A 24,963-nucleotide genomic window follows, 5' to 3' on the forward strand; every position below is an offset into this window, starting at 1 on the left:
TTAAATGTTAGGAAGGATTTATAAAGAATGAATAATGAAGATAAACGACAGAAACAACTTAAATTTGAACGTAATTTAATTATGATTCCTTATTTAATATTTGCAGTCATTGTACTATTATGCAATATTTTTTATCCCGAGATATTAGTGACAATGACCTTATTCGGATTGTTATTTGCGTATAATTTAGGACTACTTTTTATTGCATTTATACGTCACTTTAAACGTACACTCATATTAACGCTTGTGTTAACTATATTAAGCGGAGCAGCATTCTTTACGCTGTTATATGTTTTTGGTATAAATCATGAAATTTTTGGTCAAATTAAAAAATAAATTACACATACAACTAAAAAACTCTGATATTTCAATGTTATAATAATATTGAAATATCAGAGTTTTATTTTTTAATATTTAATGATTGGGGAGTGTGCAGGATGAATAAACGAAATAAGGTTTCGATTATTGGTGCAGGGCAAACTGGCTCTACATTGGCTTTTATTTTGGCTCAAAATGAAAGCGCTGACATAGTTGTTGTTGATAGACCACAGTCTGAAAATGTGGTTAAAGGTAAAGCGTTAGATATACTAGAAAGTGCTCCAATATTTAATTTTAATGTAGATATTAAAGGAACTGCTGATTATTCTGAAATACAAGATTCAGATGTTGTAGTCATAACTGCAGGAATTGCTAGAAAACCAGGAATGAGTAGAGATGATTTAATACAAACTAATGAAGATATTGTTCACCTTAGTGTACAACAAATAGCTAAATATTCACCGAATGCCATTATCATAGTATTAACTAATCCTGTAGATGCTATGACATACTCTGCATTAGTTGCTTCTGGATTTTCTAAAAATAAAGTATTAGGACAATCCGGTGTATTAGATAGTGCGCGTTATCAAACATTCATTGCCAAAGAACTTGATGTGTCTGTTGAAGACGTACAGGGCTTAGTATTAGGTGGACATGGCGATACAATGGTGCCATTAATCAATTCTACTCAAGTCAATGGCATTCCAATAACTGAATTATTAGAACAAAATATAATAGAACAGATTGTTGATAGAACACGCAAAGGCGGTGCTGAAATAGTTCAATTGTTAGGAAATGGTTCAGCTTATTATGCTCCTGCTGCAGCGGTTTATGAAATGGTTGAAACAATATTGAAAGATAAGCATCGTATATTAGCAGCAATTACGTATGCTCAAGGTAAATATGGATATGACGATATTTGTTTAGGATTACCTGTGAAATTAGGAAGAAATGGTGTGGAAAATATCGTTGAATTGAATTTAAGTGATTCTGAACGTGAACAATTGGATAAATCAGCATTATCAGTGGAAAAAGTTAAAGAAACACTTAAATACAAAGTAAAATAATTCATTTCCAATTAAATTTAACATAGATTAAAACATTTAATTGAGTGTAGTTTAGTTAGTTGTATAATATTTATTTTGAAAATTGAGTATTGTGTGTCTTTTGTAATTGGTTATATTGGATAAAGCGTTTTCTTGATATAATTTATAGTAACAAGATAATGATAATAAGGAGTAGGTGCACATGTCTAAAGCAAAACAATCCTCCCAGAATGTTCATAACCAACCAGGTAAGAAAGAGAAAAAAGGCTATAAGCCTATATGGATAATTGTAAGCTTTGTTATATTAATTGCCATTATACTTTTACCTACACCAGCTGGGTTGCCTATTATGGCTAAAATGGCTTTAGCCATTTTAGCATTTGCAGTAATTATGTGGGTGACAGAAGCGGTGTCTTACCCTGTTTCAGCGACCTTGATTTTAGGCTTAATCATACTGTTACTAGGGTTTAGTCCAGTTCAAAACTTATCAGAACAATTAGGTAATCCCAAAAATGGTGATGCTATTATAAAAGGTAGTGAGATGTTAGGGACTAATAATGCTTTAACACAAGCGTTTAGTGGTTTCTCTACATCTGCAGTAGCCTTAGTTGCAGCAGCATTATTTTTAGCAGCTGCTATGCAAGAAACGAACTTACACAAACGTTTAGCTTTATTAGTATTATCTATTGTTGGAAATAAAACAAAGAACATTGTTATTGGTGCTATTCTTGTTTCCATAGTACTAGCATTTTTTGTTCCTTCTGCAACTGCAAGAGCAGGAGCTGTAGTACCTATATTATTAGGTATGATCGCAGCATTTAAAGTATCAAAAGAAAGTAAACTTGCTTCACTTTTAATTATTACATCTGTTCAAGCTGTTTCGATTTGGAATATAGGTATTAAAACAGCTGCAGCACAAAATATTGTTGCTATTAATTTTATTAATCAAAATTTAGGTCATGATGTTTCGTGGGGCGAATGGTTCTTATATGCCGCACCATGGTCAATACTAATGTCTATTGCCCTTTATTTTATTATGATAAAAGTCATGCCGCCAGAACGAGAATCTATTGAGGGTGGGAAAGCGCTAATTAAAGAAGAATTAAATCAATTAGGTCCTGTTAAACCTCGTGAATGGCGTTTAATTATTATTTCAGTTTTACTATTACTATTTTGGTCAACTGAAAAGGTATTACATCCTATTGATTCTGCTTCAATTACATTAATAGCATTAGGTATTATGTTGATGCCTAAAGTTGGTGTAATTACTTGGAAAGGCGTAGAAAAGAAAATACCTTGGGGCACAATTATTGTATTTGGTGTTGGTATTTCATTAGGTAATGTATTGTTAAAAACAGGTGCCGCACAATGGTTAAGTGACCAAACATTCGGGTTGATGGGACTTAAAGGATTACCAATTATTGCGACAATAGCACTCATTACATTATTTAATATTTTAATACACTTAGGATTTGCGAGTGCTACTAGTTTATCTTCTGCATTGATTCCTGTCTTTATTTCACTAACATCTACGTTACATTTAGGAGATCAATCTATTGGATTTGTATTAATACAACAATTTGTTATTAGTTTTGGATTCTTATTACCAGTAAGTGCACCTCAAAACATGCTTGCATACGGAACTGACACATTTACTGTTAAAGATTTCTTGAAATCAGGTATTCCATTAACTATTGTTGGATACATTCTTGTTATTATTTTCAGTTTAACTTACTGGAAATGGTTAGGTTTAGTATAAAAATATAGCTATAGGTTTTGTTTTATTTCTTGGAAAATATCAGAGCTATGATTTATAAGAGCTTGAGAGCAACTATTGTTCTCAAGCTTATTTTAATATTTGGATTTTTATTTACTTCATTATTATTGATTGCAGCATATATTTATTATTTTTAAATGTATTAATTAAACTCATAGTAGGGTATTAAACAAACTATAAAAAATAATAGGTGGTAACAATAGAATGAAAATAGGTGTTGTATTAAATCGAGTTTTTAGAATAAATCATAATCCATTATTAGCGTATATTTATCAGTGTTTAGATGATATTGAATCATGTGTGTTTATCATTCCTGTAGAGCAATTTGGAGATCATTCACAATTAAAAGAGACATTTTATAAAGGAACGTTAAAGAAATTTGTAAATGAATTACATAACAATCATATTTCAGTAAATATGATTGATTACGATCAATTAATTGAATTTTGTGAGTCACAAGAGTTGGATAAGGTTGTTATGGCTAGTGATATTATGAGTTATCATAAAGAAGAATATGACTATCCTCATCAAAAACAACATTTCAATAAAGCTTCAATTGAAGTCCAACCCATAAGAGTACAACATTATTTTAATCCGAAGAAAACATTTAATAATCAAGGCGAACCATATAAAGTGTTTACAAGTTTTTATAAAAAATGGCGCCCATACGTCATGCAAAGAAAAATAGATCAATACAAATTAAAAGATATAGCCAATAAAACATCATCGTCTGAAAAGAAATTGAAACTAGATGTTGAAGATAGAGGATTAGCAGAAAAAGACGTTCAGCAACAATGGCAAAGTTTTTTAGAACATGATATTCAAAATTATGATTCAAATAGAGAATATCTTCCTGAAGTGTTGACCAGTCAACTTAGCATTGCTTTGGCATATGGTCTTATTGATATTATTCAAGTATTTAATGATTTACTACAAGGTTATGACATGGATGAATCAAATTATGAAGCTTTTATAAGAGAGTTAATTTTTAGAGAGTTTTATTATGTATTAATGACGCAATATCCAGAAACTGCAAATGTAGCATTTAAAGAAAAATACCAACACATTGATTGGGTAAATAATGAACATCAATTTACAAAATGGAAAAATGGAGAAACAGGTTTTCCAATTATTGATGCTGCAATGGAAGAACTCAATCAAACTGGTTATATGCATAATAGAATGAGAATGGTAACCTCTCAATTTTTAACTAAAGATTTATTAATAGATTGGACATGGGGAGAAGCATATTTTAAAGATAAATTGATTGATTATGATAGTGCGTCTAATGTTCATGGATGGCAATGGTCTGCATCAACTGGTACAGATGCCGTGCCATATTTCAGAATGTTTAATCCGATGAGACAGAGTGAACGTTTTGATTCTAAAGCATTATATATAAAAAGATGGTTACCCGTTTTTAATGATGTCGATGCAAAGTTATTGCATGATACCAAGAAAAATCAAAAGAAATTGAAGCAGCAAGGGATTGAATTAGGTCAAAATTACCCTAAACAAATGGTGAATCATAACGATAGCCGCGAGCGAGTAATGTCATTATTCAAGTCATTGTCATAAAAAAAGTTGTTAATAGTAATATTTTGAAGTGTAATATTCAAAACGTCATTACTATTAACAACCATAAGATTTTATTTAAGCCAAAATAAGCAAACGTACACTGCTACATATTCGAAAAACGTTAAAATATACATATATTTTAACCGTAATTTAACGCCTAATGGAACATTCCAATTAGGGAAACGTCGTTCATAATAAAAAACTTGTAAAATAAACAATCCTATTCCGAGAGGTAAAAACATTAAAATAATACTTTTAGCATAGCTAAACCCAATATCGTGAATAAAATGTCCGATAATGAGCTGTATAATTACAATAATTGCTAATAAGATAAGTAAGTTAAAAATCATTTTTGTAGTCGAACTCCTTTTACAAATAAAATGATTGCTGATTGCATGATGACCATTAATAATACAAATATAAATGTTTTAAGATTAAACACACTTATAACTTCGTAAAATATTTTAAGGGGTTCATTGATTAAATAAACAGTATGAATTCTTAAAAAACGACCCATGTAAATGCCTAAACCATTTAAAAACATAAGAATAATAACTAATGCTCGGTTCAACCAAATATGTGTTGTAAAATGTAAGATTTCCATGAAAATCAAAATCATAACATACATTGCTAAAAAGACACCTAGCATTAAATAAGTAAAGAAAATCCATTCTTTTAAGTTTAATCCAATTAAGAAGTTGAATTGAAATTGGTTTAAATGAATTAAATCAGTAATCATGTAAAAGGTATTTGGAACAAGTAATAAAAAGATCATTCCAAATATGACAAATAATGGCCATTCAAATTTTTTCATAGGTTTAAATAGCTTTAATAATAAACACAATTCAAATGGAATATATGCTAAAAATAAATTTAAAGTCATAAAGTTGAATATTTTTGTTTCGAACAAGGATATAGTAAATAGAATGATAAAATAGATTCTTGCTATATATCGAGGTTGCATGATAAACACTACTTTCATAACATCGTTTTTGAAATTTGATTTAATATTTTTTTCTTTTAAAGCGTAAAAAATATTTGAGTTTTAATAATATCGCTATGAGTAACAGTAATCAACTAAAAGAGTATGAAAGTTAAATATTTATTATAGTAAAATAAGATTGGAATTAAATGATTACATTATTAAAACGCCTTACTGTTAATTTTTTTGAAAATGTATTACAATGAACGGACTTTTAAAACATATCTTTCATGTATAATAAGAATTTATTTAAACGAATCATGTCATATTAAGTAATTTATGCATTGTTAGAGAGGAGGACACCATTATGAGAAAACAATTATTTACACTCTACTTTAATATATTTCTAATATTCTTAGGAATTGGACTGGTTATTCCAGTACTACCTGTTTATCTTAAAGATTTAGGGTTAAAAGGTAGCGATTTAGGTATACTAGTTGCTGTGTTTGCATTAGCGCAAATGATTATTTCACCTTTTGGTGGTGGATTAGCAGATAAATTAGGAAAAAAATTAATTATATGTATAGGTCTAGTCTTATTTTCAATTTCTGAATTTATGTTTGCGATGGGTCATTCATTTTCAATCCTAATTATTTCACGTGTTTTAGGTGGACTAAGTGCTGGTATGGTTATGCCGGGTGTTACTGGTCTTATTGCCGATATTTCACCATCGCAAGATAAAGCAAAAAACTTTGGTTATATGTCTGCGATTATTAATTCCGGTTTTATCTTAGGACCTGGTTTTGGGGGCTTTTTAGCAGAGATTTCACATAGATTACCTTTCTACTTTGCAGGTGGTCTAGGTATTATCGCATTTATTATGTCATTGATTGTTATTCACAATCCGAAAAAAGTTACAACTGCTGGTTTCCCACAATATGATCCAGAATTATTAACTAAAATTAATTGGAAAGTTTTCTTAACACCAGTAATTCTAACGTTAGTGCTTGCATTCGGATTATCAGCATTTGAAACACTATTTTCACTTTATACATCAGACAAAATAGGTTACACACCAAAAGATATTTCAATTGCAATCACAGGTGGCGGTATCTTTGGCGCACTATTCCAAGTTTTCTTCTTTGATAAATTCATGAAGTATACTAGTGAGTTAAACTTTATAGCTTGGTCATTATTATATTCAGCAATCGTTCTAGTGATGCTTATTGTTGCACAAGGTTATTGGACTATAATGCTAATTAGTTTCATTGTTTTTATAGGATTTGACATGATTAGACCGGCTATTACAAATTATTTTTCAAATATAGCAGGTAATCGTCAAGGATTTGCAGGCGGACTCAATTCAACATTTACAAGTATGGGGAATTTTATGGGACCATTAGTAGCTGGTGCCTTATTTGATGTGAACATAGAATTTCCTTTATATATGGCAATAGCTGTATCATTAAGTGGTATTGTCATTATATTTATTGAAAAAGTAGTTAGAAAAAATATCACTCAAAAGTAAATTTTAAAATGATAGCTGTTCATTGTACTTTTTGATGTACGTGAACAGCTTTTTTGATAAATTGGTATTTTTGAAAACATAGCACCTTTTTAAAATAGTAAAACTTTTTAAATTTTTGATATAGTATTCGAACAATTAGAAACTAAAGAAATAAATTTTGATGTAAAAAATAGATTAAAATAAAGAATTAAATCGAGTTATTTCGTTTTTTAATGATTTTATGTAACAAAAATAACAACTTTAGTAATAATACTGTTACAAATATTACAATCTATTTAAATTGTGACCTACATAACTGAAATTGAATATGACTATGTTAAGATAGACAAAAATCAATTAAGAAATGTGGGTAAGGGGATGAATTTGAAAAACTTATTATTGAGTATATTTGCAGTTATTTTGACTATTTGTTTAATTGGTTTAATATTTTTAGCAACGAATCAAAACGCATTAGCTAAAGTACATCAAACCATTTGTACATTTTCAAAAGCAAATAAACTTTCTGTTATAGAGAAAACAACTCAAATAACTGACTTTAAAACAGCCAAAGCTTCTGAAAAAAATGACAATAATAATAATAATAACGATGTAAAACATCAAAAGACTACATATGTAAAAAAAGACAATCATAGATTATCAGAAACTGACTTTACGCCAAGAGAACGCAAAGTTATTGCAATTAATTATGCAAATAAACATTTAGATGAACAATACGATTTAAAACAAGTTAATCAACAACAACAAGATTCAAAGTATTTATATGTGAATCAACAGAAAAATCAACAAACAAATATCTCAGTGAATGGTAATGGTCAAGTAGGGGCAAATCATTCAGACATACAATAGCACGTACTTTTTTAAAAAGAGTATGTGTTATTTTTTGCGTTTACAATATATAACTTATTAGTGGTAAAATGAAATGCGATTAGTAAAGTAATATTAGAGGTGACATAATGAGTAAAACGAAAAAAACGAATGCAATGCGAATGTTAGATAGAGCGAAAGTTAACTATAAAACTAATATATTTGAAGTGACTGCAGAACACCAAACAGGTGAACAAATAGCCAAACTTGTTAATGCTAAAGTAGAAGAAGTATATAAAACACTTGTATTAGAAAATGCCAACCATAATCATTTTGTATTTGTCATACCAGTAAATGAAACGTTAGACATGAAACAAGCTGCCCACGTTGTAAACGAGAAAAAGTTAAATTTGATGCCTTTAGATCAATTGAAGCAAGTTACTGGATATATTCGAGGTGGTTGTTCACCTATAGGAATGAAACATTTATTTCCTACTGTTATAGATCAATCTATACGACAACTCGATAAAGTATACGTAAGTGGTGGACAAAGAGGTATGCAAATGATTATAGGGGTGGAAGACTTAATTTCTATGACAAATGCAAAAGTAGAGCCAATCATCCAAAATTAATAAAAACAAATATAAAATGATAATAATGACACAGAAATATGTTGTAATAAGTTGAATTTTGACGATTACATATATTTCTGTGTTATTTTTGTCACAATATGATTGTTTTTGATTGATTTTGACAATTTATGATTGAAATTTGTAAGCGTACTCATTATAATGATAAGTGAAATGGGGTGGTTACTTTGATATCTGAGAAACGACACAACTTAATTTTACAAGAATTAAAGAATAAAGATTTTCTTACACTCCAAGAATTAATGGATAGAACAGGTTGTAGTTCTTCTACTATTAGAAGAGATTTATCAAAGTTACAACAAGAAGGAAAATTACAACGTATCCACGGTGGTGCGACGATTGGTCATAATCGAATAGTAGAACCAAGATTAAAAGAAAAATTAACGCAAAACTCACAAGAGAAAAAAGAAATTGCTAGACAAGCTGCGCAACAAATTAGTGATAATGACTGTATATTTTTAGATGCAGGTTCAACAACGTTAGAAATGATACCTTACATAGATGCAAAAGAAATCATCGTTGTAACAAATGGTTTAACACACGTTGAACAATTACTTAAAAAAGGCTTTAAAACGTTAATGTTGGGTGGTCAAGTTAAGGCGAATACTTTTGCTACTGTTGGATCTAGCGCTTTAGAAACTTTGAGACGTTATTGCTTTGATAAGTCTTTCATCGGAATGAATGGTATAGATGAGAAATATGGATTAACGACACCTGATGAACAAGAAGCATTAATAAAAGAAACTGCGATGCGACTTTCTAATGAAAGCTTTGTCGTTGTAGATGAAACTAAGTTCAATCAAGTTTATTTTGCTAGGGTTCCAGCACTTGACAATACTCAAATCATTACGTCTAAACGTGGCATTGAAAACCATGTCAATGATGATTTTAGAGAGCAATATCGATTTTTAGGAGGAATTTTATGATATATACAGTTACATTCAATCCATCGATAGACTATGTCATGTTTGTAGATGACTTCCAAATAGATGGATTAAATAGAGCTAAAGATACAAATAAATTTGCAGGTGGCAAAGGTATTAATGTATCTAGAGTATTAAAGACTTTAGATGTTGATTCTACTGCATTAGGTTTTGCAGGTGGATTTCCAGGTGACTTTATCGCTCAGACACTAAAAGATAGTGATATCCAAACTGATTTCGTTCAAGTAGATGAAGATACACGCATTAACGTTAAGTTAAAAACTGGCAAAGAAACAGAAATAAATGCACAAGGACCTAACGTAACAGATGCTCAATTTCAATCACTATTAGATCAAATTAAGAAAACAAACAAAGAAGATATTGTTATCGTAGCAGGAAGTGTACCGAAAAGTATTCCAAGTGACGCCTACGCACAAATTGCGAAAATCACTCAACAAACTGGTGCTCAATTAGTAGTAGATGCAGAAAAAGAATTAGTTGAAACGGTTTTAGAATATAATCCATTATTTATAAAACCGAATAAAGACGAACTTGAAGTTATGTTTAATACTTCAATTAAAAATGACGAGGACGTCATTAAATACGGTAAACAAATTTTAGATAAAGGTGCACAGTCAGTGATTGTTTCACTAGGCGGGGACGGTGCAATTTATGTAGATAGCGAACGTAGTATTAAAGCAGTTAACCCTCAAGGGAAAGTAGTTAATACTGTTGGTTCAGGTGATAGTACTGTTGCTGGGATGGTAGCAGGTTTGGCTACAGGATTATCAATAGAAGATGCATTTAAACAAGCCGTTGCTTCAGGAACAGCTACCGCATTTGACGCAGATTTAGCTACAAAAGATGCAATAGAAAATATAAAATCACAAGTTACGATTTCTGTACTTGATGGGGAGTGAATAATATGAGAATAACAGAATTATTGACAAAAGAAACGATAGCAATGGATTTATCTTCATCAGATAAAAATGGTGTTATTGATGAGTTAGTGAATCAACTAGATAAAGCTGGCAAATTAAGTGATGTACCATCATTTAAAGAAGCCATTCATAATCGTGAATCTCAAAGTACAACAGGAATTGGTGAAGGGATTGCCATTCCACATGCGAAAGTTGCAGCGGTTAAATCGCCAGCAATCGCATTTGGTAAATCTAAGGAAGGCGTGGATTATCAAAGCTTAGATATGCAACCTGCACACCTATTCTTTATGATTGCCGCTCCTGAAGGTGGGGCACAAACGCATTTAGATGCTTTAGCTAAATTGTCTGGTATTTTAATGGATGAAAACGTACGTGAAAAATTAATCAATGCCTCTTCACCAGAAGAAGTATTACAAATTATCGATAATGCTGATGATGAAGCTACAAAAGAAGAAGAAGCAGAAGCACAACAAAATGAAGCTGAAGCGGCTGCAGCAGCTGATGGTTCAACAGAAGATAATGAACCATATGTACTTGCAGTAACAGCTTGTCCAACAGGTATCGCTCATACTTATATGGCTCGTGACGCATTGAAAAAACAAGCTGAGAAAATGGGCATAAAAATTAAAGTTGAAACGAATGGTTCTAGTGGTATTAAAAACCATTTAACTGAAAAAGATATTGAAAAAGCTTCTGGTGTTATTGTAGCAGCAGACGTACATGTTGAAACTGACCGTTTCGATGGTAAAAATGTAGTAGAAGTACCAGTAGCAGATGGTATTAAACGTCCAGAAGAATTAATTAACACAGCATTAGATACTAGTCGTAAACCATTTGTTGCCCGCGGAGATAGATCATCAAGTAACAAAGATGATAATGAAGAAAAATTAAGTCCAGGAAAAGCGTTTTATAAACACTTAATGAATGGTGTTTCTAACATGCTACCATTAGTTATTGCTGGTGGTATCATCATGGCTATCGTGTTTATTATTGGACCTAACTCATTTGATCCAAAGAGCGCTGAACACAATGCTTTTGCAGAACAACTATGGAATATTGGTAAAAACAGTGCCTTTGCTTTAATTATTCCAGTATTAGCAGGTTTCATTGCTCGTAGTATTGCAGATAAGCCAGGATTTGCAGCTGGTTTAGTCGGTGGTATGTTAGCTATTTCAGGTGATTCAGGCTTTATTGGCGGTATTATTGCAGGTTTCTTAGCAGGTTACTTAACACAAGGTATTAAATATATTACACGTAATTTACCTCAAGCATTAGAAGGTTTAAAACCAACGTTAATTTATCCATTACTATCTGTACTTGTAACTGGATTGCTAATGATTTATGTATTTAATCCACCAGCTTCATGGTTGAACAATTTATTATTAAACGGATTAAATGGTCTTTCAGGTTCAAATATTATGTTACTTGGTTTAGTTATTGGTGCAATGATGGCCATCGATATGGGTGGACCTTTCAATAAAGCAGCATATGTATTCGCAACTGCTGCACTTACTGAAGGAAATGCAGCACCGATTACAGCAGCTATGATAGGTGGTATGATTCCACCATTAGCAATTGCAACTGCTATGCTATTATTTAGAAAGAAATTTACTAAAGAACAAAGAGGTTCAATTGTTCCTAACTATGTAATGGGCGCATCATTCATCACTGAAGGCGCTATACCATTTGCAGCAGCTGACCCAATTCGAGTTATTCCATCTATGATGATTGGTTCAGGCATAAGTGGTGCTATAGCATTAGCTTTAGGTTCAAGAATTAATGCCCCACATGGTGGTATCTTTGTTATTGCAACAACTGATTTCAGTCATATTTTACAAACATTATTAGCTATTGTGATTGGTACAATCATTTCTGCTCTAATCTACGGTTTCTTAAAACCAAAATTAACTGAAAATGAAATTGAAGCTTCAAAAGCTATGGATGAATAATAGATTCAAGCCCTTGTCGTTAATTCGACAAGGGTATTTTATTTTTAATAACTTTATTGAACTGTATGATATGAATAAATTTAAAGGTTATAGTAAAATAACAATCGTATTAAATGAATTAGAAAAGAAGGTATTAGTAGTGGAAGAATATATCATTGTGAATGGGCAAATATATACTGAAAGCCAAAAAATTGAACAAGGTTATATACATATTAAAGATGGAAAAATATTAGAAATTGGTTCGAATTATAATATAGAGAGATTAAATGAACTTAAAGGAATATACCCAACAATAGACGCTAAAGGACATCATGTTATTCCAGGATTTATCGATATACACATTCATGGTGGATATGGTGAAGATGCTATGGATGCGTCACAAGAGGGCTTGAAACATCTAGCCGAACAGTTATTATCTGAAGGAACGACGTCATTTTTAGCGACAACGATGACACAATCAGATGAAAGTATTAAACAAGCACTACAAAATATATCTAATTATCATCAAATTCAAGACGTACAACAAGCCGCTGAAATCGTAGGCATACATCTTGAAGGACCATTTATATCTGAACATAAAGTTGGCGCTCAGCATCCCAAATATGTTCAAAGACCAACGGCTGATAAAATAAACCAGTTTCAACAAACTGCAAATCAATTAATTAAAATTATAACCTTTGCACCAGAAGTTGAAGGTGCAATAGACACTTTAAAATCGCTCAATAATGACATTATATTTTCAATGGGACATACTGTGGCGACTTTTGAAGAAGCAAACAATGCTGTTGATTATGGTGCTAAACACATTACACATTTATATAATGCTGCAACTGGTTTTGGTCATAGAGATCCAGGTGTTTTTGGTGCAGCTTGGTTAAATCAAAATTTAAATACTGAAATTATTGTAGATGGTATTCATTCCCATCCTGCTGCAGTAGCATTGGCATATAAAAATAAAGGTAATGAAAATTTATATCTCATTACAGATGCTATGAGAGCAAAAGGTATGCCAGAAGGTGAATACGATTTAGGTGGTCAAAATGTCATTGTACGTAATAGTGAAGCACGACTAGATACAGGTGCACTTGCAGGTAGTATTTTAAAAATGAATGATGGTTTACGTAACATAATGTCATACACTGGCGCTTCAATCAAAGATTTATGGCGAGTAACAAGTTGGAACCAAGCAAAAGCATTAGGAATAGATCGAACAAAAGGTAGTATTAAAGAAGGAAAAGATGCAGATATAGTTATCGTTGACGATAATATCAATGTAAAGACAACAATTAAAAATGGACAACCACATACCTTTTAGTCATAATGAATAACTTGACTAAAAGGGGATATTAGTTTTAAATGTTATGTTGTAAATCTATAAACATAAATCAACAATATATAAAAATTCTATGATAGAATTAAATCAATTACATTTTTTTAGGGGGTGTCGCAATGGGAAGGCCTTAGCATGTAAATATAATTCAAGTCAATTCGAAAATTTTAATTACGTGTTAACCATGTGTGACACATATAATACGGAGGTGAATCCCTAGAAATAGGGAAATAATTGGAAACTACGACCATAATTAGTTTAATAGTATTTTTTCTTTTAATTGCATTAACTACAGTATTTGTCGGATCTGAATTTGCATTAGTTAAAGTAAGATCGACGCGTATTGAACAATTGGCAGAGGAAGGTAATAGTGGTGCTAAAGTCGTTAAAAAGATGATTAGCAACTTAGATTATTATTTATCTGCTTGTCAATTAGGTATAACAGTAACTTCATTAGGATTAGGTTGGTTAGGTGAACCAACATTTGATAAATTATTACATCCATTATTTGAATTAATGCACTTACCTAGTGCTTTAACAACAACAGTTTCATTTGTTATTGCGTTTATAGTAGTAACATATTTACACGTTGTACTGGGTGAACTTGCGCCTAAGTCATTTGCCATTCAGCATACTGAGAAAATGGCTTTACTTTATGCTAGACCATTATATTATTTCGGTAATGTTATGAAACCATTAATTTGGTTAATGAATGGTTCAGCGAGAGTTATCATTAGAATGTTTGGCGTAGATCCTGATGCTCAAACTGATGCAATGTCAGAAGAAGAAATTAAGATTATAATTAATAACAGTTATAATGGTGGAGAAATCAACCAAACAGAGCTTGCATATATGCAAAATATCTTTTCTTTTGATGAAAGACAAGCTAAAGATATTATGGTACCCCGAACTCAAATGATTACATTGAACGAACCATTTAATGTAGATGAGCTTTTAGAAACGATTAAAGAATATCAATTTACACGTTACCCTATCACTGAAGATGGCGATAAAGACCATGTCAAAGGGTTTATAAACGTTAAAGAATTTTTAACTGAATATGCTTCAGGTAAAACGATTAAGATTGCTAACTATATCCATGAATTACCTATGATCTCAGAGACGACGCGCATCAGTGATGCACTAGTAAGAATGCAACGTGAACATGTTCATATTAGTTTAATTATTGATGAATATGGTGGTACGGCAGGTATTTTAACTATGGAAGATATTTTAGAAGAAATCGTCGGTGAAATCAGAGATGAATTTGACGATGATGAAGTAAATGATATCGTTAAATTAGAGGATAATAAATATCAAATTAATGGTCGTGTACTACTAGATGATCTAAATGAAAAATTTGGTATAGAATTCGAAGACTCTGAAGATATTGATACTATAGGCGGATGGTTACAATCTGAAAATACAAACTTACAAAAAGATGACTTTGTTGATACTGAGTATGATCGTTGGATTATTTCTGAAATAGAAAACCACCAAATTATTTGGGTAACTTTAAAGTATGAATATAACCAAGAACGTCCAACTTACGATATCAATTCAGAAGATGAACAATCTGAATAATAATATAAATAATCAAAAGACGCTTAAACTTCAATGTTTAAGCGTCTTTACTTACGTGTAATATATTATGGTATACAAATTCTTACTAACGTGAACAACTAGATTAAGAGAAAGAGTGGGATATTAATGACAATTAATGATACGCAATACTTAAATAATGGTTATCCTATGCCTTCAATTGGATTAGGTGTGTATAAAATAACTGATGACGAAATGAATGAAGTGGTCAATTCAGCAATTGAAGCAGGCTATCGTGCTTTTGATACGGCATATTTCTATGGTAACGAGCAAGCGCTCGGCCGTGCACTTAGTCAAACTGATGTTGACAGAGAAGATTTATTTATTACCTCTAAATTATGGAATGATTACCAAGGTTATGACAGTACGATTCAATATTTTAACAAATCGTTAGAAAATCTAGGATTAGATTATTTAGATTTGTTTTTAATTCATTGGCCTTGCGAAGACAATGGCTTGTTCATTGAATCTTATAAAGCATTAGAAACGTTATACCATGAAGGAAAAGTCAAAGCAATTGGTGTTTGTAATTTTAAACAACATCATTTAGAAAAATTAATGCAGGAAACTGATATTACACCTCAAATTAATCAAATCGAATTACATCCGTATTTTAACCAACATGAATTACAACAATATTGTGATGATCACGATATTAAAGTCACTGCGTGGATGCCATTAATGAGAAATAGAGGTTTATTAGATGATCCAGTAATTTTAGATATGGCTAAAAGATATAAGAAAACACCTGCACAAATTGTGCTTCGTTGGCATTTAGCACATAATCGAATGATTATTCCTAAGTCTAAGACGCCAAGTCGTATTAAAGAAAACTATGATATCTTAGATTTTAATCTTGAACTTACAGATGTAGCTCAAATCGATAGCTTAAACCAAAATGCTAGACAAGGTAAAGATCCAGATGAAGTAGCTATAGGAGATTTAAAATAAATGTATTGAGTTTTAAGTAAAAATTTAATGATAGAAAGAGAGTATGAGTAACATTAAGGCGATATTAAGATTTTGTAAATACAAGGGCTTTAACTAGATTATCTTATTTACTACTTGATAAACTTATACTAAACCATTTTGTAGAAAAGGATGTCGTTGAATGAAGATAAGGGTCATCATTCCTTGTTTTAACGAAGGAGAAGTCGTATTAAAGACATATGAAAAATTGACTGAAATAATGAAACAAGACAGCGTGGATAAGCAGTATGAATACGATTTGCTATTCATAGATGATGGCAGTAAAGATTCAACTATTGATCATCTACAAAGTCTGGCACTTGAAGATCATCAAGTAAAATATATTTCGTTTAGTAGAAATTTTGGTAAGGAAGCTGCTATGATTGCTGGTTATCAACACAGTCATAGTTGTGACGCAGTTATAATGATAGATGCAGACCTTCAACATCCACCTCAATTTATTCCACAAATGATTGAAGGGTATAACGAAGGTTATGATCAAGTAATTGCTAAGCGTGATCGTAAAGGTGAAAATTTTGCGAGAAAATCAATGACTCGCATGTACTATAAGTTAATTAACACCTTTGTAGAAGATGTCCAATTTGAAGATGGTGTAGGAGACTTTAGGCTATTAAGTAAACGTGCAGTACAGTCACTTACATCTATGGATGAATATAATCGTTTTTCAAAAGGGTTATTTGAATGGATTGGTTATAATACGAAAGTGTTCACATATCAAAATGTAGAACGTGAAGCAGGTGAATCAAAATGGTCATTTGCTAAATTACTTAACTACGGAATTGATGGTTTAATTTCATTTAATAATAAACCATTGAGAATGATGATTTATCTTGGAATGTTCACATTTTCTTTAAGTGTTCTTTATATCGTATATTTACTAATCAATATAATGATTTCTGGTGTTAATATACCTGGTTACTTCACTACTATTGCAGCGATTTTACTATTAGGTGGTATTCAGTTGATGTCGATTGGTGTCATTGGTGAATATATAGGACGTATCTACTATGAAGTGAAACGCCGACCTAAATATATAGTTCAAGCTACTAATATAGAACCTGATCAAGAATCAGAAGCACATAACACAAATGATAATTTAAAAACTACTGAAGCTAAAAAAGAACAAACACATCACTATAATCAAATTAAAAGATTAGATTTAAATAGACAACAAACGTCATACCAATCTTCACAAAATAACGAAAAATATAAAGAGCATGTACATTAAATAAACTCACAAGTATAGGGATATCACTTATACTTGTGAGTTTTTAATATTGTGGCTGAGACTTTAATGATTTTATAATTGAATAAATAAAAAAAGTAACATTTATAAGTTGATAAATGTTACTTAAATATATGTTGCCAGATGATAAACAACATGAATAGTACATATATAATAGTAAATACATACCAAAATGGTGTAAGTATCATCATAGCAATAAACGCAATCATAATTATAATTGTACCAATTGTAAGTGGGTATTTAATAGATTTTAAAAATGGTAAATATTCAAGTTCTGATGATTCGAACGTACCTACAAATAATAAAATGGCACCAATAAGAAAAATTGCAGGTGCTAAATATGGTAATGACATGTAGAGTGACTGTTCACTTGATATATTTGTAATAAACTGAGATAAACTCACTACAATTGCAAATATCATTGCGATAAATTTTTGATCTTTTATGATAAAAGGATGAATTTTTTTGTTTAAATAGAGTTGTAATAATGCCCATGCAATTAACAAAATCATCGTATAGATTGATATGAAATTATATTTTGACACGATAAACAAATCAATAATGGCATTAAGAGAAATAGCTATTAATATGGAGCTAAATCTAAGTTGTTTAAATTGGTGAAAATATAAATCAAGTCCGACTATGAGCAATACTACGGCAATATTAATTAATAAATATAGAATCATGATGTGCTCCTATCCGCAATATTTCATTCAATTATTATATCAATTAATATAAAGTTAATCATTATATAACACTCGAAAATGTTAAAGTTATATTAACTAAATTTTAAACACCCTTCATATTACTCCATAATAAAGTATGCAATTGAGGTAATACGTAAACATTGTTCATATCACTACTTGTCATTACACGGTCTACTAAACTTTCATAGCGTTGTAGTAATTTGGCAGTATGGTTATCAACATTATCATCTAAATACGGGTTGCCTACTTGTAAATAGAAAGGAATAGTAGGGTAACGATGATGAATCATTTTAGCAAAATCAAAATCATCTTCCTCAAAGATGACCACTTTTAAATTTAATGATTCAGGTACGCATTGCTCAATAACGCTATCTAAAATATCTAAATTAGGTTTCATTTTTGAACTTGGTGGTTTAGGGCTGATAGTTAAATCATTGATTTGAGTCATCCAAGGTTGGAATTTACTACCTTGAGTTTCTAGAGCAGTTTGAATATGATGTGTTTCGAATAGATCAACCAATTCTTGAATTCCTTTTATAAGAGCGGGATTACCACCAGAAATTGTTACATGGTTAAAGTTATCTCCACCAACTTCACGTAATTTGGCATATATTTCTTCAGCAGTCATTAATTGAATATCTTCTTTTGCGCTTCCATCCCAAGTAAAGGCTGAATCACACCAACTACAACGATAATCACAACCTGCAGTGCGTACAAACATTGTTTTTCTACCTATAACACGACCCTCTCCTTGAATGGTTGGACCAAAGACTTCTAATACAGGTATTTTAGCCATTATTGCTCATCCTTAGGACGAAATACGACATAACTTGTAGGCGTCTCGCGCAAGTATACTTGAACGCACTTAGGATTATTATCTTGTTCATTAAGGTATGATTGAACCATTTGATAAATTGTTTGAGCGACAATTTCAGTAGAAGGACTTTTGCCTTTGAACTCTACTAAATCATTAAGTAAATAATGGTCGAACTGTCCATGAATCAATTGTTTTAAATCGCTGAAATTCACTAAAAAGCCATTGTGATCTAATTCATCTCCAACGATAGTAATATTTACAAAATACGTATGACCATGGGTACGCATACATTTTCCAGCATCTTCGCTTGGAATATAATGAGCTGCTGAAAAGTTAAAATCTTTATTAAGTTCGAATTGATATGGGTGACTAACACTAGGATAAATTTGTTGTAGCATACTTATTTTACTCCTTTTTGTTCAAGATATTGTTCAAGCCCTCGTGATCTAAGTTGACAGGCAGGACATTCGCCACAGCCATCTCCAATAATACCGTTATAACATGTTAATGTATTTTCACGAATGTAATCTAACACACCAAGGTTATCAGCAAGTTCCCATGTTTGTGCTTTATCTAACCACATTAAAGGCGTGTGAATAACGAAATCACGATCCATTGATAAACTTAAAGTCACATTCATTGATTTAATAAAACTATCACGACAATCAGGATAACCAGAGAAATCAGTTTCACAAACTCCGGTAATAATATGTTTAGCTTTAATTTGATAAGCTAATGCGCCAGCAAATGATAAGAATAATAAATTACGTGCTGGTACAAAGGTGTTTGGAATACCATCTTCTGTCTCTTCGATTTTTAAATCATGTTGTGTTAAGGCATTAGGTGTTAGCTGAGATAAAAGTGACATATCTAAAATGTGATGTTCTACATTTTGCTCTTGTGCAATTTTTTTAGCCACTTCAATTTCAGTATCATGTCTTTGACCATAATTGAATGTAACAAGTACAACTTCCTTAAAATGTTTTTTTGCATAGAATAAACACGTCGTACTGTCTTGACCACCACTGAAAACGACGATAGCTTTGTTATTATCTAATTTGTCTTGAACCATTCATATTTCCCCCAGTTTATCTTTGGTTATTAGATCCGAAATTTTAAGCATAAAAAAAGCCTATCTCTATAAAAAAGATAGACGAAAGATTATGAATACACATATAATTTTAATATAAAAAGTTAAAAAGATATGTCTATTTATAATTTGAAATTAAATTCAGTGTCTAGTTTTTTATAGAGGGTTTCGGCTAGGAACCTCTGATAAATATATTTTGTACGCACCATAGAATAAACTAATTCATATGTAAAATCAAGAGAATTTTTGTGATAATAGTGTTAAAGATATATATAAGTCAGTTACAATAAGTAGTTTAATAGCAAGCATGACACGTTTTTACAATAAGTCATGCACCTAACTGTGATTTAATGAAATGATTGAATAATATTAATTAAATGGAGCGAAATTATGATAGTAGTGATAGATAATAAAGATTCATTTACATATAATTTAATAAACTATTTTAAAATAGCTACTAAGGAACCAATTAAAGTCATTGACATAGATGATTTAATATTAGAAGAGTTAGTTGCATTTAACCCCAATGCCATTGTTATTTCACCAGGCCCTGGAAGACCAAGTGATTACCCCAAATTGTTTAAGGTGATTGAAACATTTTATCAACAAGTTCCTATATTAGGAGTGTGTCTAGGTTTTCAAGTTGTTTATGAATATTTTGGTGGTAAGATTGTACATCGCAATAATCCGATACATGGTCATACTACAAAACTCAGTCATCAACAATTAGGTATTTTCAAGGGTATACCTCATTCGTTCAATGTTATGCTGTACCATTCTCTTATGGCAGATAAAGAAACGTTACCAAATGAATTAAAAGTCACAGCAATAGGCGAAGATGGTGTTATTATGGGCTTGCAACATCAACAGTATTCAATCTTTGCAGTACAGTATCATCCTGAATCAATTTTAAGTGAGCATGGTTATAATCAAATTCAAAATTTCCTTGAAATCGTAGGTGAGAACAGTGAATATAGAATTTAATTATCGCTATTATATAGATGAAGACAAATATGAAACCTATCACATTCAATTAAATGATTATCACAAGAAATGTATTGCTACTCAGTTAAGTGAAGTTGGCAAAGTTGTACAATTTGCTGAAACACAACAGCAACAAGGTTATTTTGTGGCTTTATATTTAACATATGAAGCGGCACGTTATTTTAATCCTCAAATGGCTGTATGTGAAATAGAAGATAAAGATATATTAGCGGTTGCCTATAGTTTCAATTCAGCAAAAGAATTACAATATAAATCACCCAATAGTACACCATACGATAATCAACATGATTTTCAATTTGTAGAATCTAAACATCAAATGAAAGAGAAAATTCGACATATCCAACAAGCTATTGTTGAAGGCGATACATATCAAGTTAATTATACGTCACGTTTAACTGACAATATTTATTATCCTATTGAAAAGTTATATGAACAATTAACAGCAACAGGAAATGGTAATTATACGGTGCTACTAGATACGGATGAAGTCAGTGTCGCATCCATTTCTCCGGAATTATTCTTTCAAAAAGGTCATTTTAAAAATGAAGATAATATCATTGTTAGTAAGCCCATGAAAGGGACTATACCAAGAGGAGATAATGATAAAGAGGATTATAATAACTATCTTCAATTACAACAATCAGATAAGGATAAAGCGGAAAATGTGATGATTGTCGATTTACTAAGGAATGATATATCTCGAATTGCAGAAACAGGTTCTATTATAGTTTATAAATTATTTTTTATAGAAACGTATCACACTGTATATCAAATGACGAGTATGGTAGCTGGAAAGTTATCTACTAATGTGACACTTAAATCAATATTAGGAGCTATTTTCCCTTGTGGCTCTATTACTGGTGCACCCAAAATTAATACAATGCGATTTATTAAAGAATTAGAACAAAGACCAAGGTATATATACTGTGGAACAATAGGATTGTTAATGCCAAATGACAAAATGATTTTTAATATACCAATTCGTACAATTGAATACCGACATCAACAAGCTATTTATGGTGTTGGTGCTGGAATTACAATTAACTCCAATCCTGATTCAGAAGTTCAAGAATTCCAAGATAAAACTAAAATATTGGAGAGATTATAATGTATTTGTTTGAAACGATGAAATTGGAAAAAGGCCAAATCTCACGTTTAATATATCATGAAGACAGAATACAACGATCTAGTAAAATGCTTAATATCCCATTTGATCAATCTAAATGGGATGACTTGATTCAAACTATTCAACATCAATATAATCAAGGTATTTATCGCTTAAAAGTAATGTTAGAAGAAAATGGAGAATTAGAATATGTAGTAGCCCCTTTATCTTCTAAGTCTCAATTTACTGCAACAATAGTACCTGAACATAATGGTAGTTCTCATTTAACTAAAATCAATAAGACATCTAATCGTAATCATGTAACGTATCGTTTAGATACAGACTTAGCTCTTATATATAATAAAAATGGAAAGATTTTAGAATTTGATATCGGCAATATAATGATTAAGGAAAATGGTAACTATTATACACCGCAATATAATGAAGATTTTTTATTAGGATGTATGCGTCAGTATTTAATTGACCATGGTAAATTGAAAGAGAAAAATTATTATATTGATGATTTTATAAAGAAAGTAAAAGGTAACGAAATAGAAGTATTTTTGTTGAATAGCCTTCGAGAGGTTGCCGATGTAACAATTTATCTTTAAAATTAATTTTAAGAATAGTAAATCATAATAAACGGAGAAAATAATGGCATTAGTATGGATAGTAATATTAGTAGTTGTAACGGTTGTTAATAAAGTGATTATTGATCGATTAATACACAAAAATTCATATGTATTAGCACGTATTGTTGCAACGATTACTACTATATGTGCCATTATATTAGTTTATTTTTTGATTAAATCACTTATGCCTATTGTTATTGAACGTATGAACGTATTTTATCATCAATAAAGACTTTTTGAGGTGAAGGTATGAAAATTTATAGTCAAGGCGATCAAGCCATCGTAGTATCTATAGAGAAAAAGGTGTCTAAGGATCTTACAGAAGATTTATTAGCCTTGAGAACATATTTAAATGAAAGAAACTATCCGTTCATCACAGAAATAGTTCCAACAGAATCGGATATGATGATTATATATGATGCACGAGATATGATTAAACATCACCATATACAATCACCTTTCTTATATATGAAAGCACTAATAGAATCGATTCAATTAGAAATATCACATAATGATCAAAATAAAGAGCCTATTCAAATCCCTATAGTATACGGAGATGAGTACGGACCAGATTTAGACGCTTTATTAAAACATTTTAAAATCGATAAATCTCAATTTATACAACTTCATTCAGGAAGTGAATATTTTGTATCAATGATGGGCTACTCACCAGGATTTCCATATTTAACGGGTATGAATAAAAAATTATATGTAAATCATACTAGTACTAAAAAGAAATTTATCCCAGCAGGTTCTGTTGTTATAGAAGGAAAGAAATGTGGCATCGTCACAACTGATACCTACAATGATTGGTTAGTTATAGGCTACACACCATTACAACTTTTCTTCCCTAATAAAACGGATTTTGCCCTTTTAAAATTAGGCGACAATGTTCAATTTATTGCAAAAGAGAAAAACGATTTGAATTTAGGAGACTTGAAGACATGTCAATCATAATAGAAAATAGTGGTCTTTTTAGTAGTTTTCATGATTTTGGGAGACACGGCTATGAACATAATGGAGTAATTCCTGGTGGTGCACTAGATAGTTTATCGCATGAAATCGCTAATCGCTTAGTTGCTAATGATAAAAATGAAGCAACATTAGAAATGACTCAAAAAATGCCGAAGATTAGATTTACTGAACCTACTTTAATTGCTTTGGCAGGTGGAAATTTTAAAGCTGAAACGAAAAATATGAAAATTTACCCATATAAGCTTTATTTAATGAAAAAAGATGATGTTTTGAGATTTGAAGAAACGAGTCGAACATCACGTGTATATTTAGCTGTTGGTGGAGGTTTTAATTTAGAAGAATGGTTAGGTTCAACTTCTACAGATTTTAACGTGAAAATGGGAGGATATGAAGGTAGACAATTAAAAGATGGTGATCAAATCGAAATGAAACGACAATATAGCGATCGTCATCAAAAACTATTTGAGAATCTCTCAGACAAACGACAAACAGATTGGGGCGTTGACGGTTACGCGCTATCTTTTAATTATATGTCTGATGTATTTCATGTTATTAGAAACAAAGGTTCAGAAGATTTTAAAGAGAATGTATTGCAACGTTTTACTTTGAATAATTACAAAGTATCAAGCAAAGCTAATAGAATGGGAATGATATTAGAAGGACAAAAAGTGAAAGCTTATTATGAAGATATGCCAGCGCATCAATCTGTTAAACGAGGAACAATCCAAGTTAAAAGGGATGGAACACCAATCATTTTATTAAATGATCACTATACATTAGGTAGCTATCCTCAAATTGGGACAATTGCGAGCTACCATTTAACAAAATTAGCACAGAAACCAACAGGTTCTAAACTGAAATTTCAATTTATTGATATTGAAACAGCAGAAAAAAATTTAATAAAATACAGTAATTGGTTAAATCAACTGTTCCATGGTATAGAATATCGAATGCAATTGGAAATGCTAAAATAAATTATATAGTAAAAAAGTTCATGCTTAAGACTGATGTCTATCAATATAATCAAT

The 24,963-nt window shown here is 31.0% G+C and carries 26 protein-coding genes; 20 read left to right on the forward strand and 6 right to left on the reverse strand.

Going from position 1 to position 24,963, the window contains the following annotated elements:
• Positions 1 to 27 precede the first annotated feature (27 nt).
• The 4 genes from GVY01_RS01175 to GVY01_RS01190 all read left to right on the forward strand — a co-directional run bounded on the left by GVY01_RS01175 (position 28) and on the right by GVY01_RS01190 (position 4,719).
• Positions 28 to 336: a hypothetical protein gene (locus tag GVY01_RS01175; RefSeq protein ID WP_017638397.1), complete on the forward strand. Its 309-nt coding sequence runs from the start codon at positions 28 to 30 to the stop codon at positions 334 to 336.
• 101 nt (positions 337 to 437) lie between these two features.
• Positions 438 to 1,385 carry a malate dehydrogenase gene (gene mdh / locus GVY01_RS01180; protein WP_017638396.1) on the forward strand — a complete coding sequence of 316 codons (948 nt, stop codon included), beginning with the start codon at positions 438 to 440 and terminating at the stop codon, positions 1,383 to 1,385.
• A 181-nt stretch (positions 1,386 to 1,566) separates the two neighbouring features.
• Positions 1,567 to 3,123: an SLC13 family permease gene (locus GVY01_RS01185; RefSeq protein ID WP_017638395.1), complete on the forward strand. Its 1,557-nt coding sequence runs from the start codon at positions 1,567 to 1,569 to the stop codon at positions 3,121 to 3,123.
• 222 nt (positions 3,124 to 3,345) lie between these two features.
• The gene (locus GVY01_RS01190; RefSeq protein WP_017638394.1) at positions 3,346 to 4,719 is read left to right on the forward strand and encodes a cryptochrome/photolyase family protein; all 1,374 of its coding nucleotides are present in this window, start codon (positions 3,346 to 3,348) and stop codon (positions 4,717 to 4,719) included.
• Between the two features lie 71 nt (positions 4,720 to 4,790).
• Here the strand turns inward: GVY01_RS01190 and GVY01_RS01195 are convergent, their stop codons facing one another.
• On the reverse strand, positions 4,791 to 5,069 hold the full coding sequence (locus tag GVY01_RS01195; protein WP_017638393.1) for a hypothetical protein: 279 nt from the start codon (positions 5,067 to 5,069) through the stop codon (positions 4,791 to 4,793).
• Positions 5,066 to 5,683, reverse strand: a complete 618-nt coding sequence (locus tag GVY01_RS01200; protein ID WP_029056448.1) for a DUF1361 domain-containing protein — start codon at positions 5,681 to 5,683, stop codon at positions 5,066 to 5,068. Before GVY01_RS01200 ends, GVY01_RS01195 begins: the two co-directional genes overlap by 4 nt.
• A gap of 325 nt (positions 5,684 to 6,008) precedes the next feature.
• Here GVY01_RS01200 and norA point away from each other — a divergent pair, with 325 nt between their 5' ends.
• The 10 genes from norA to GVY01_RS01250 all read left to right on the forward strand — a co-directional run bounded on the left by norA (position 6,009) and on the right by GVY01_RS01250 (position 17,586).
• Entirely contained in the window at positions 6,009 to 7,169 is a 1,161-nt protein-coding gene (gene norA / locus GVY01_RS01205; RefSeq protein ID WP_017637345.1) for a multidrug efflux MFS transporter NorA, read from the forward strand.
• A 357-nt stretch (positions 7,170 to 7,526) separates the two neighbouring features.
• Positions 7,527 to 8,015 carry a hypothetical protein gene (locus tag GVY01_RS01210; protein ID WP_026083487.1) on the forward strand — a complete coding sequence of 163 codons (489 nt, stop codon included), beginning with the start codon at positions 7,527 to 7,529 and terminating at the stop codon, positions 8,013 to 8,015.
• A 107-nt stretch (positions 8,016 to 8,122) separates the two neighbouring features.
• Positions 8,123 to 8,605 (forward strand): Cys-tRNA(Pro) deacylase, encoded by a 483-nt coding sequence (gene ybaK / locus GVY01_RS01215; protein ID WP_017637343.1) that lies wholly within the window; start codon positions 8,123 to 8,125, stop codon positions 8,603 to 8,605.
• 185 nt (positions 8,606 to 8,790) lie between these two features.
• On the forward strand, positions 8,791 to 9,549 hold the full coding sequence (locus tag GVY01_RS01220; protein WP_017637342.1) for a DeoR/GlpR family DNA-binding transcription regulator: 759 nt from the start codon (positions 8,791 to 8,793) through the stop codon (positions 9,547 to 9,549).
• Entirely contained in the window at positions 9,546 to 10,466 is a 921-nt protein-coding gene (pfkB, locus tag GVY01_RS01225) for a 1-phosphofructokinase (protein WP_017637341.1), read from the forward strand. Before GVY01_RS01220 ends, pfkB begins: the two co-directional genes overlap by 4 nt.
• Before the next feature lie 5 nt (positions 10,467 to 10,471).
• Entirely contained in the window at positions 10,472 to 12,436 is a 1,965-nt protein-coding gene (locus GVY01_RS01230; RefSeq protein WP_046466440.1) for a PTS fructose transporter subunit IIABC, read from the forward strand.
• Between the two features lie 139 nt (positions 12,437 to 12,575).
• A complete protein-coding gene (gene nagA, locus GVY01_RS01235; RefSeq protein ID WP_026083486.1) occupies positions 12,576 to 13,751 on the forward strand; it encodes an N-acetylglucosamine-6-phosphate deacetylase in 1,176 nt (391 codons plus the stop codon).
• 249 nt (positions 13,752 to 14,000) lie between these two features.
• Entirely contained in the window at positions 14,001 to 15,350 is a 1,350-nt protein-coding gene (locus GVY01_RS01240) for a hemolysin family protein (RefSeq protein WP_017637338.1), read from the forward strand.
• A 126-nt stretch (positions 15,351 to 15,476) separates the two neighbouring features.
• The gene (locus GVY01_RS01245; RefSeq protein WP_017637337.1) at positions 15,477 to 16,319 is read left to right on the forward strand and encodes an aldo/keto reductase; all 843 of its coding nucleotides are present in this window, start codon (positions 15,477 to 15,479) and stop codon (positions 16,317 to 16,319) included.
• Positions 16,320 to 16,479: 160 nt separating this feature from the next.
• Positions 16,480 to 17,586 (forward strand): glycosyltransferase family 2 protein, encoded by a 1,107-nt coding sequence (locus tag GVY01_RS01250; protein WP_108000668.1) that lies wholly within the window; start codon positions 16,480 to 16,482, stop codon positions 17,584 to 17,586.
• Between the two features lie 119 nt (positions 17,587 to 17,705).
• Here GVY01_RS01250 and GVY01_RS01255 read toward each other — a convergent pair whose 3' ends face one another.
• The 4 genes from GVY01_RS01255 to queC form a co-directional block, all read right to left on the reverse strand.
• On the reverse strand, positions 17,706 to 18,290 hold the full coding sequence (locus tag GVY01_RS01255; protein WP_029056457.1) for a hypothetical protein: 585 nt from the start codon (positions 18,288 to 18,290) through the stop codon (positions 17,706 to 17,708).
• 103 nt (positions 18,291 to 18,393) lie between these two features.
• Positions 18,394 to 19,107 (reverse strand): 7-carboxy-7-deazaguanine synthase QueE, encoded by a 714-nt coding sequence (gene queE, locus GVY01_RS01260; RefSeq protein ID WP_017637528.1) that lies wholly within the window; start codon positions 19,105 to 19,107, stop codon positions 18,394 to 18,396.
• The gene (gene queD / locus GVY01_RS01265) at positions 19,107 to 19,526 is read right to left on the reverse strand and encodes a 6-carboxytetrahydropterin synthase QueD (protein WP_029056459.1); all 420 of its coding nucleotides are present in this window, start codon (positions 19,524 to 19,526) and stop codon (positions 19,107 to 19,109) included. Before queD ends, queE begins: the two co-directional genes overlap by 1 nt.
• A gap of 2 nt (positions 19,527 to 19,528) precedes the next feature.
• A complete protein-coding gene (gene queC / locus GVY01_RS01270; RefSeq protein ID WP_017637526.1) occupies positions 19,529 to 20,200 on the reverse strand; it encodes a 7-cyano-7-deazaguanine synthase QueC in 672 nt (223 codons plus the stop codon).
• Positions 20,201 to 20,608: 408 nt separating this feature from the next.
• Here queC and GVY01_RS01275 point away from each other — a divergent pair, with 408 nt between their 5' ends.
• The 6 genes from GVY01_RS01275 to GVY01_RS01300 are packed head-to-tail and all read left to right on the forward strand — an operon-like array spanning position 20,609 to position 24,909.
• The gene (locus GVY01_RS01275; protein ID WP_017637525.1) at positions 20,609 to 21,202 is read left to right on the forward strand and encodes an anthranilate synthase component II; all 594 of its coding nucleotides are present in this window, start codon (positions 20,609 to 20,611) and stop codon (positions 21,200 to 21,202) included.
• A complete protein-coding gene (locus GVY01_RS01280; RefSeq protein WP_017637524.1) occupies positions 21,186 to 22,331 on the forward strand; it encodes a chorismate-binding protein in 1,146 nt (381 codons plus the stop codon). The genes GVY01_RS01275 and GVY01_RS01280 overlap by 17 nt, the downstream gene beginning before the upstream one ends.
• Complete coding sequence (locus tag GVY01_RS01285) at positions 22,331 to 22,939, forward strand: aminotransferase class IV (RefSeq protein WP_017637523.1); 609 nt, start codon at positions 22,331 to 22,333, stop codon at positions 22,937 to 22,939. Before GVY01_RS01280 ends, GVY01_RS01285 begins: the two co-directional genes overlap by 1 nt.
• Positions 22,940 to 22,982: 43 nt before the next feature.
• Complete coding sequence (locus GVY01_RS01290; protein ID WP_017637522.1) at positions 22,983 to 23,189, forward strand: hypothetical protein; 207 nt, start codon at positions 22,983 to 22,985, stop codon at positions 23,187 to 23,189.
• A 20-nt stretch (positions 23,190 to 23,209) separates the two neighbouring features.
• On the forward strand, positions 23,210 to 23,917 hold the full coding sequence (pxpB, locus tag GVY01_RS01295) for a 5-oxoprolinase subunit PxpB (protein WP_017637521.1): 708 nt from the start codon (positions 23,210 to 23,212) through the stop codon (positions 23,915 to 23,917).
• Complete coding sequence (locus tag GVY01_RS01300; protein WP_017637520.1) at positions 23,905 to 24,909, forward strand: biotin-dependent carboxyltransferase family protein; 1,005 nt, start codon at positions 23,905 to 23,907, stop codon at positions 24,907 to 24,909. The genes pxpB and GVY01_RS01300 overlap by 13 nt, the downstream gene beginning before the upstream one ends.
• Positions 24,910 to 24,963 lie beyond the last annotated feature (54 nt).

Origin of the sequence: Staphylococcus sp. 8AQ, assembly GCF_902506595.1 — a bacterium.
In the GTDB taxonomy this organism is placed as follows: Bacteria; Bacillota; Bacilli; order Staphylococcales; family Staphylococcaceae; genus Staphylococcus; species Staphylococcus pasteuri.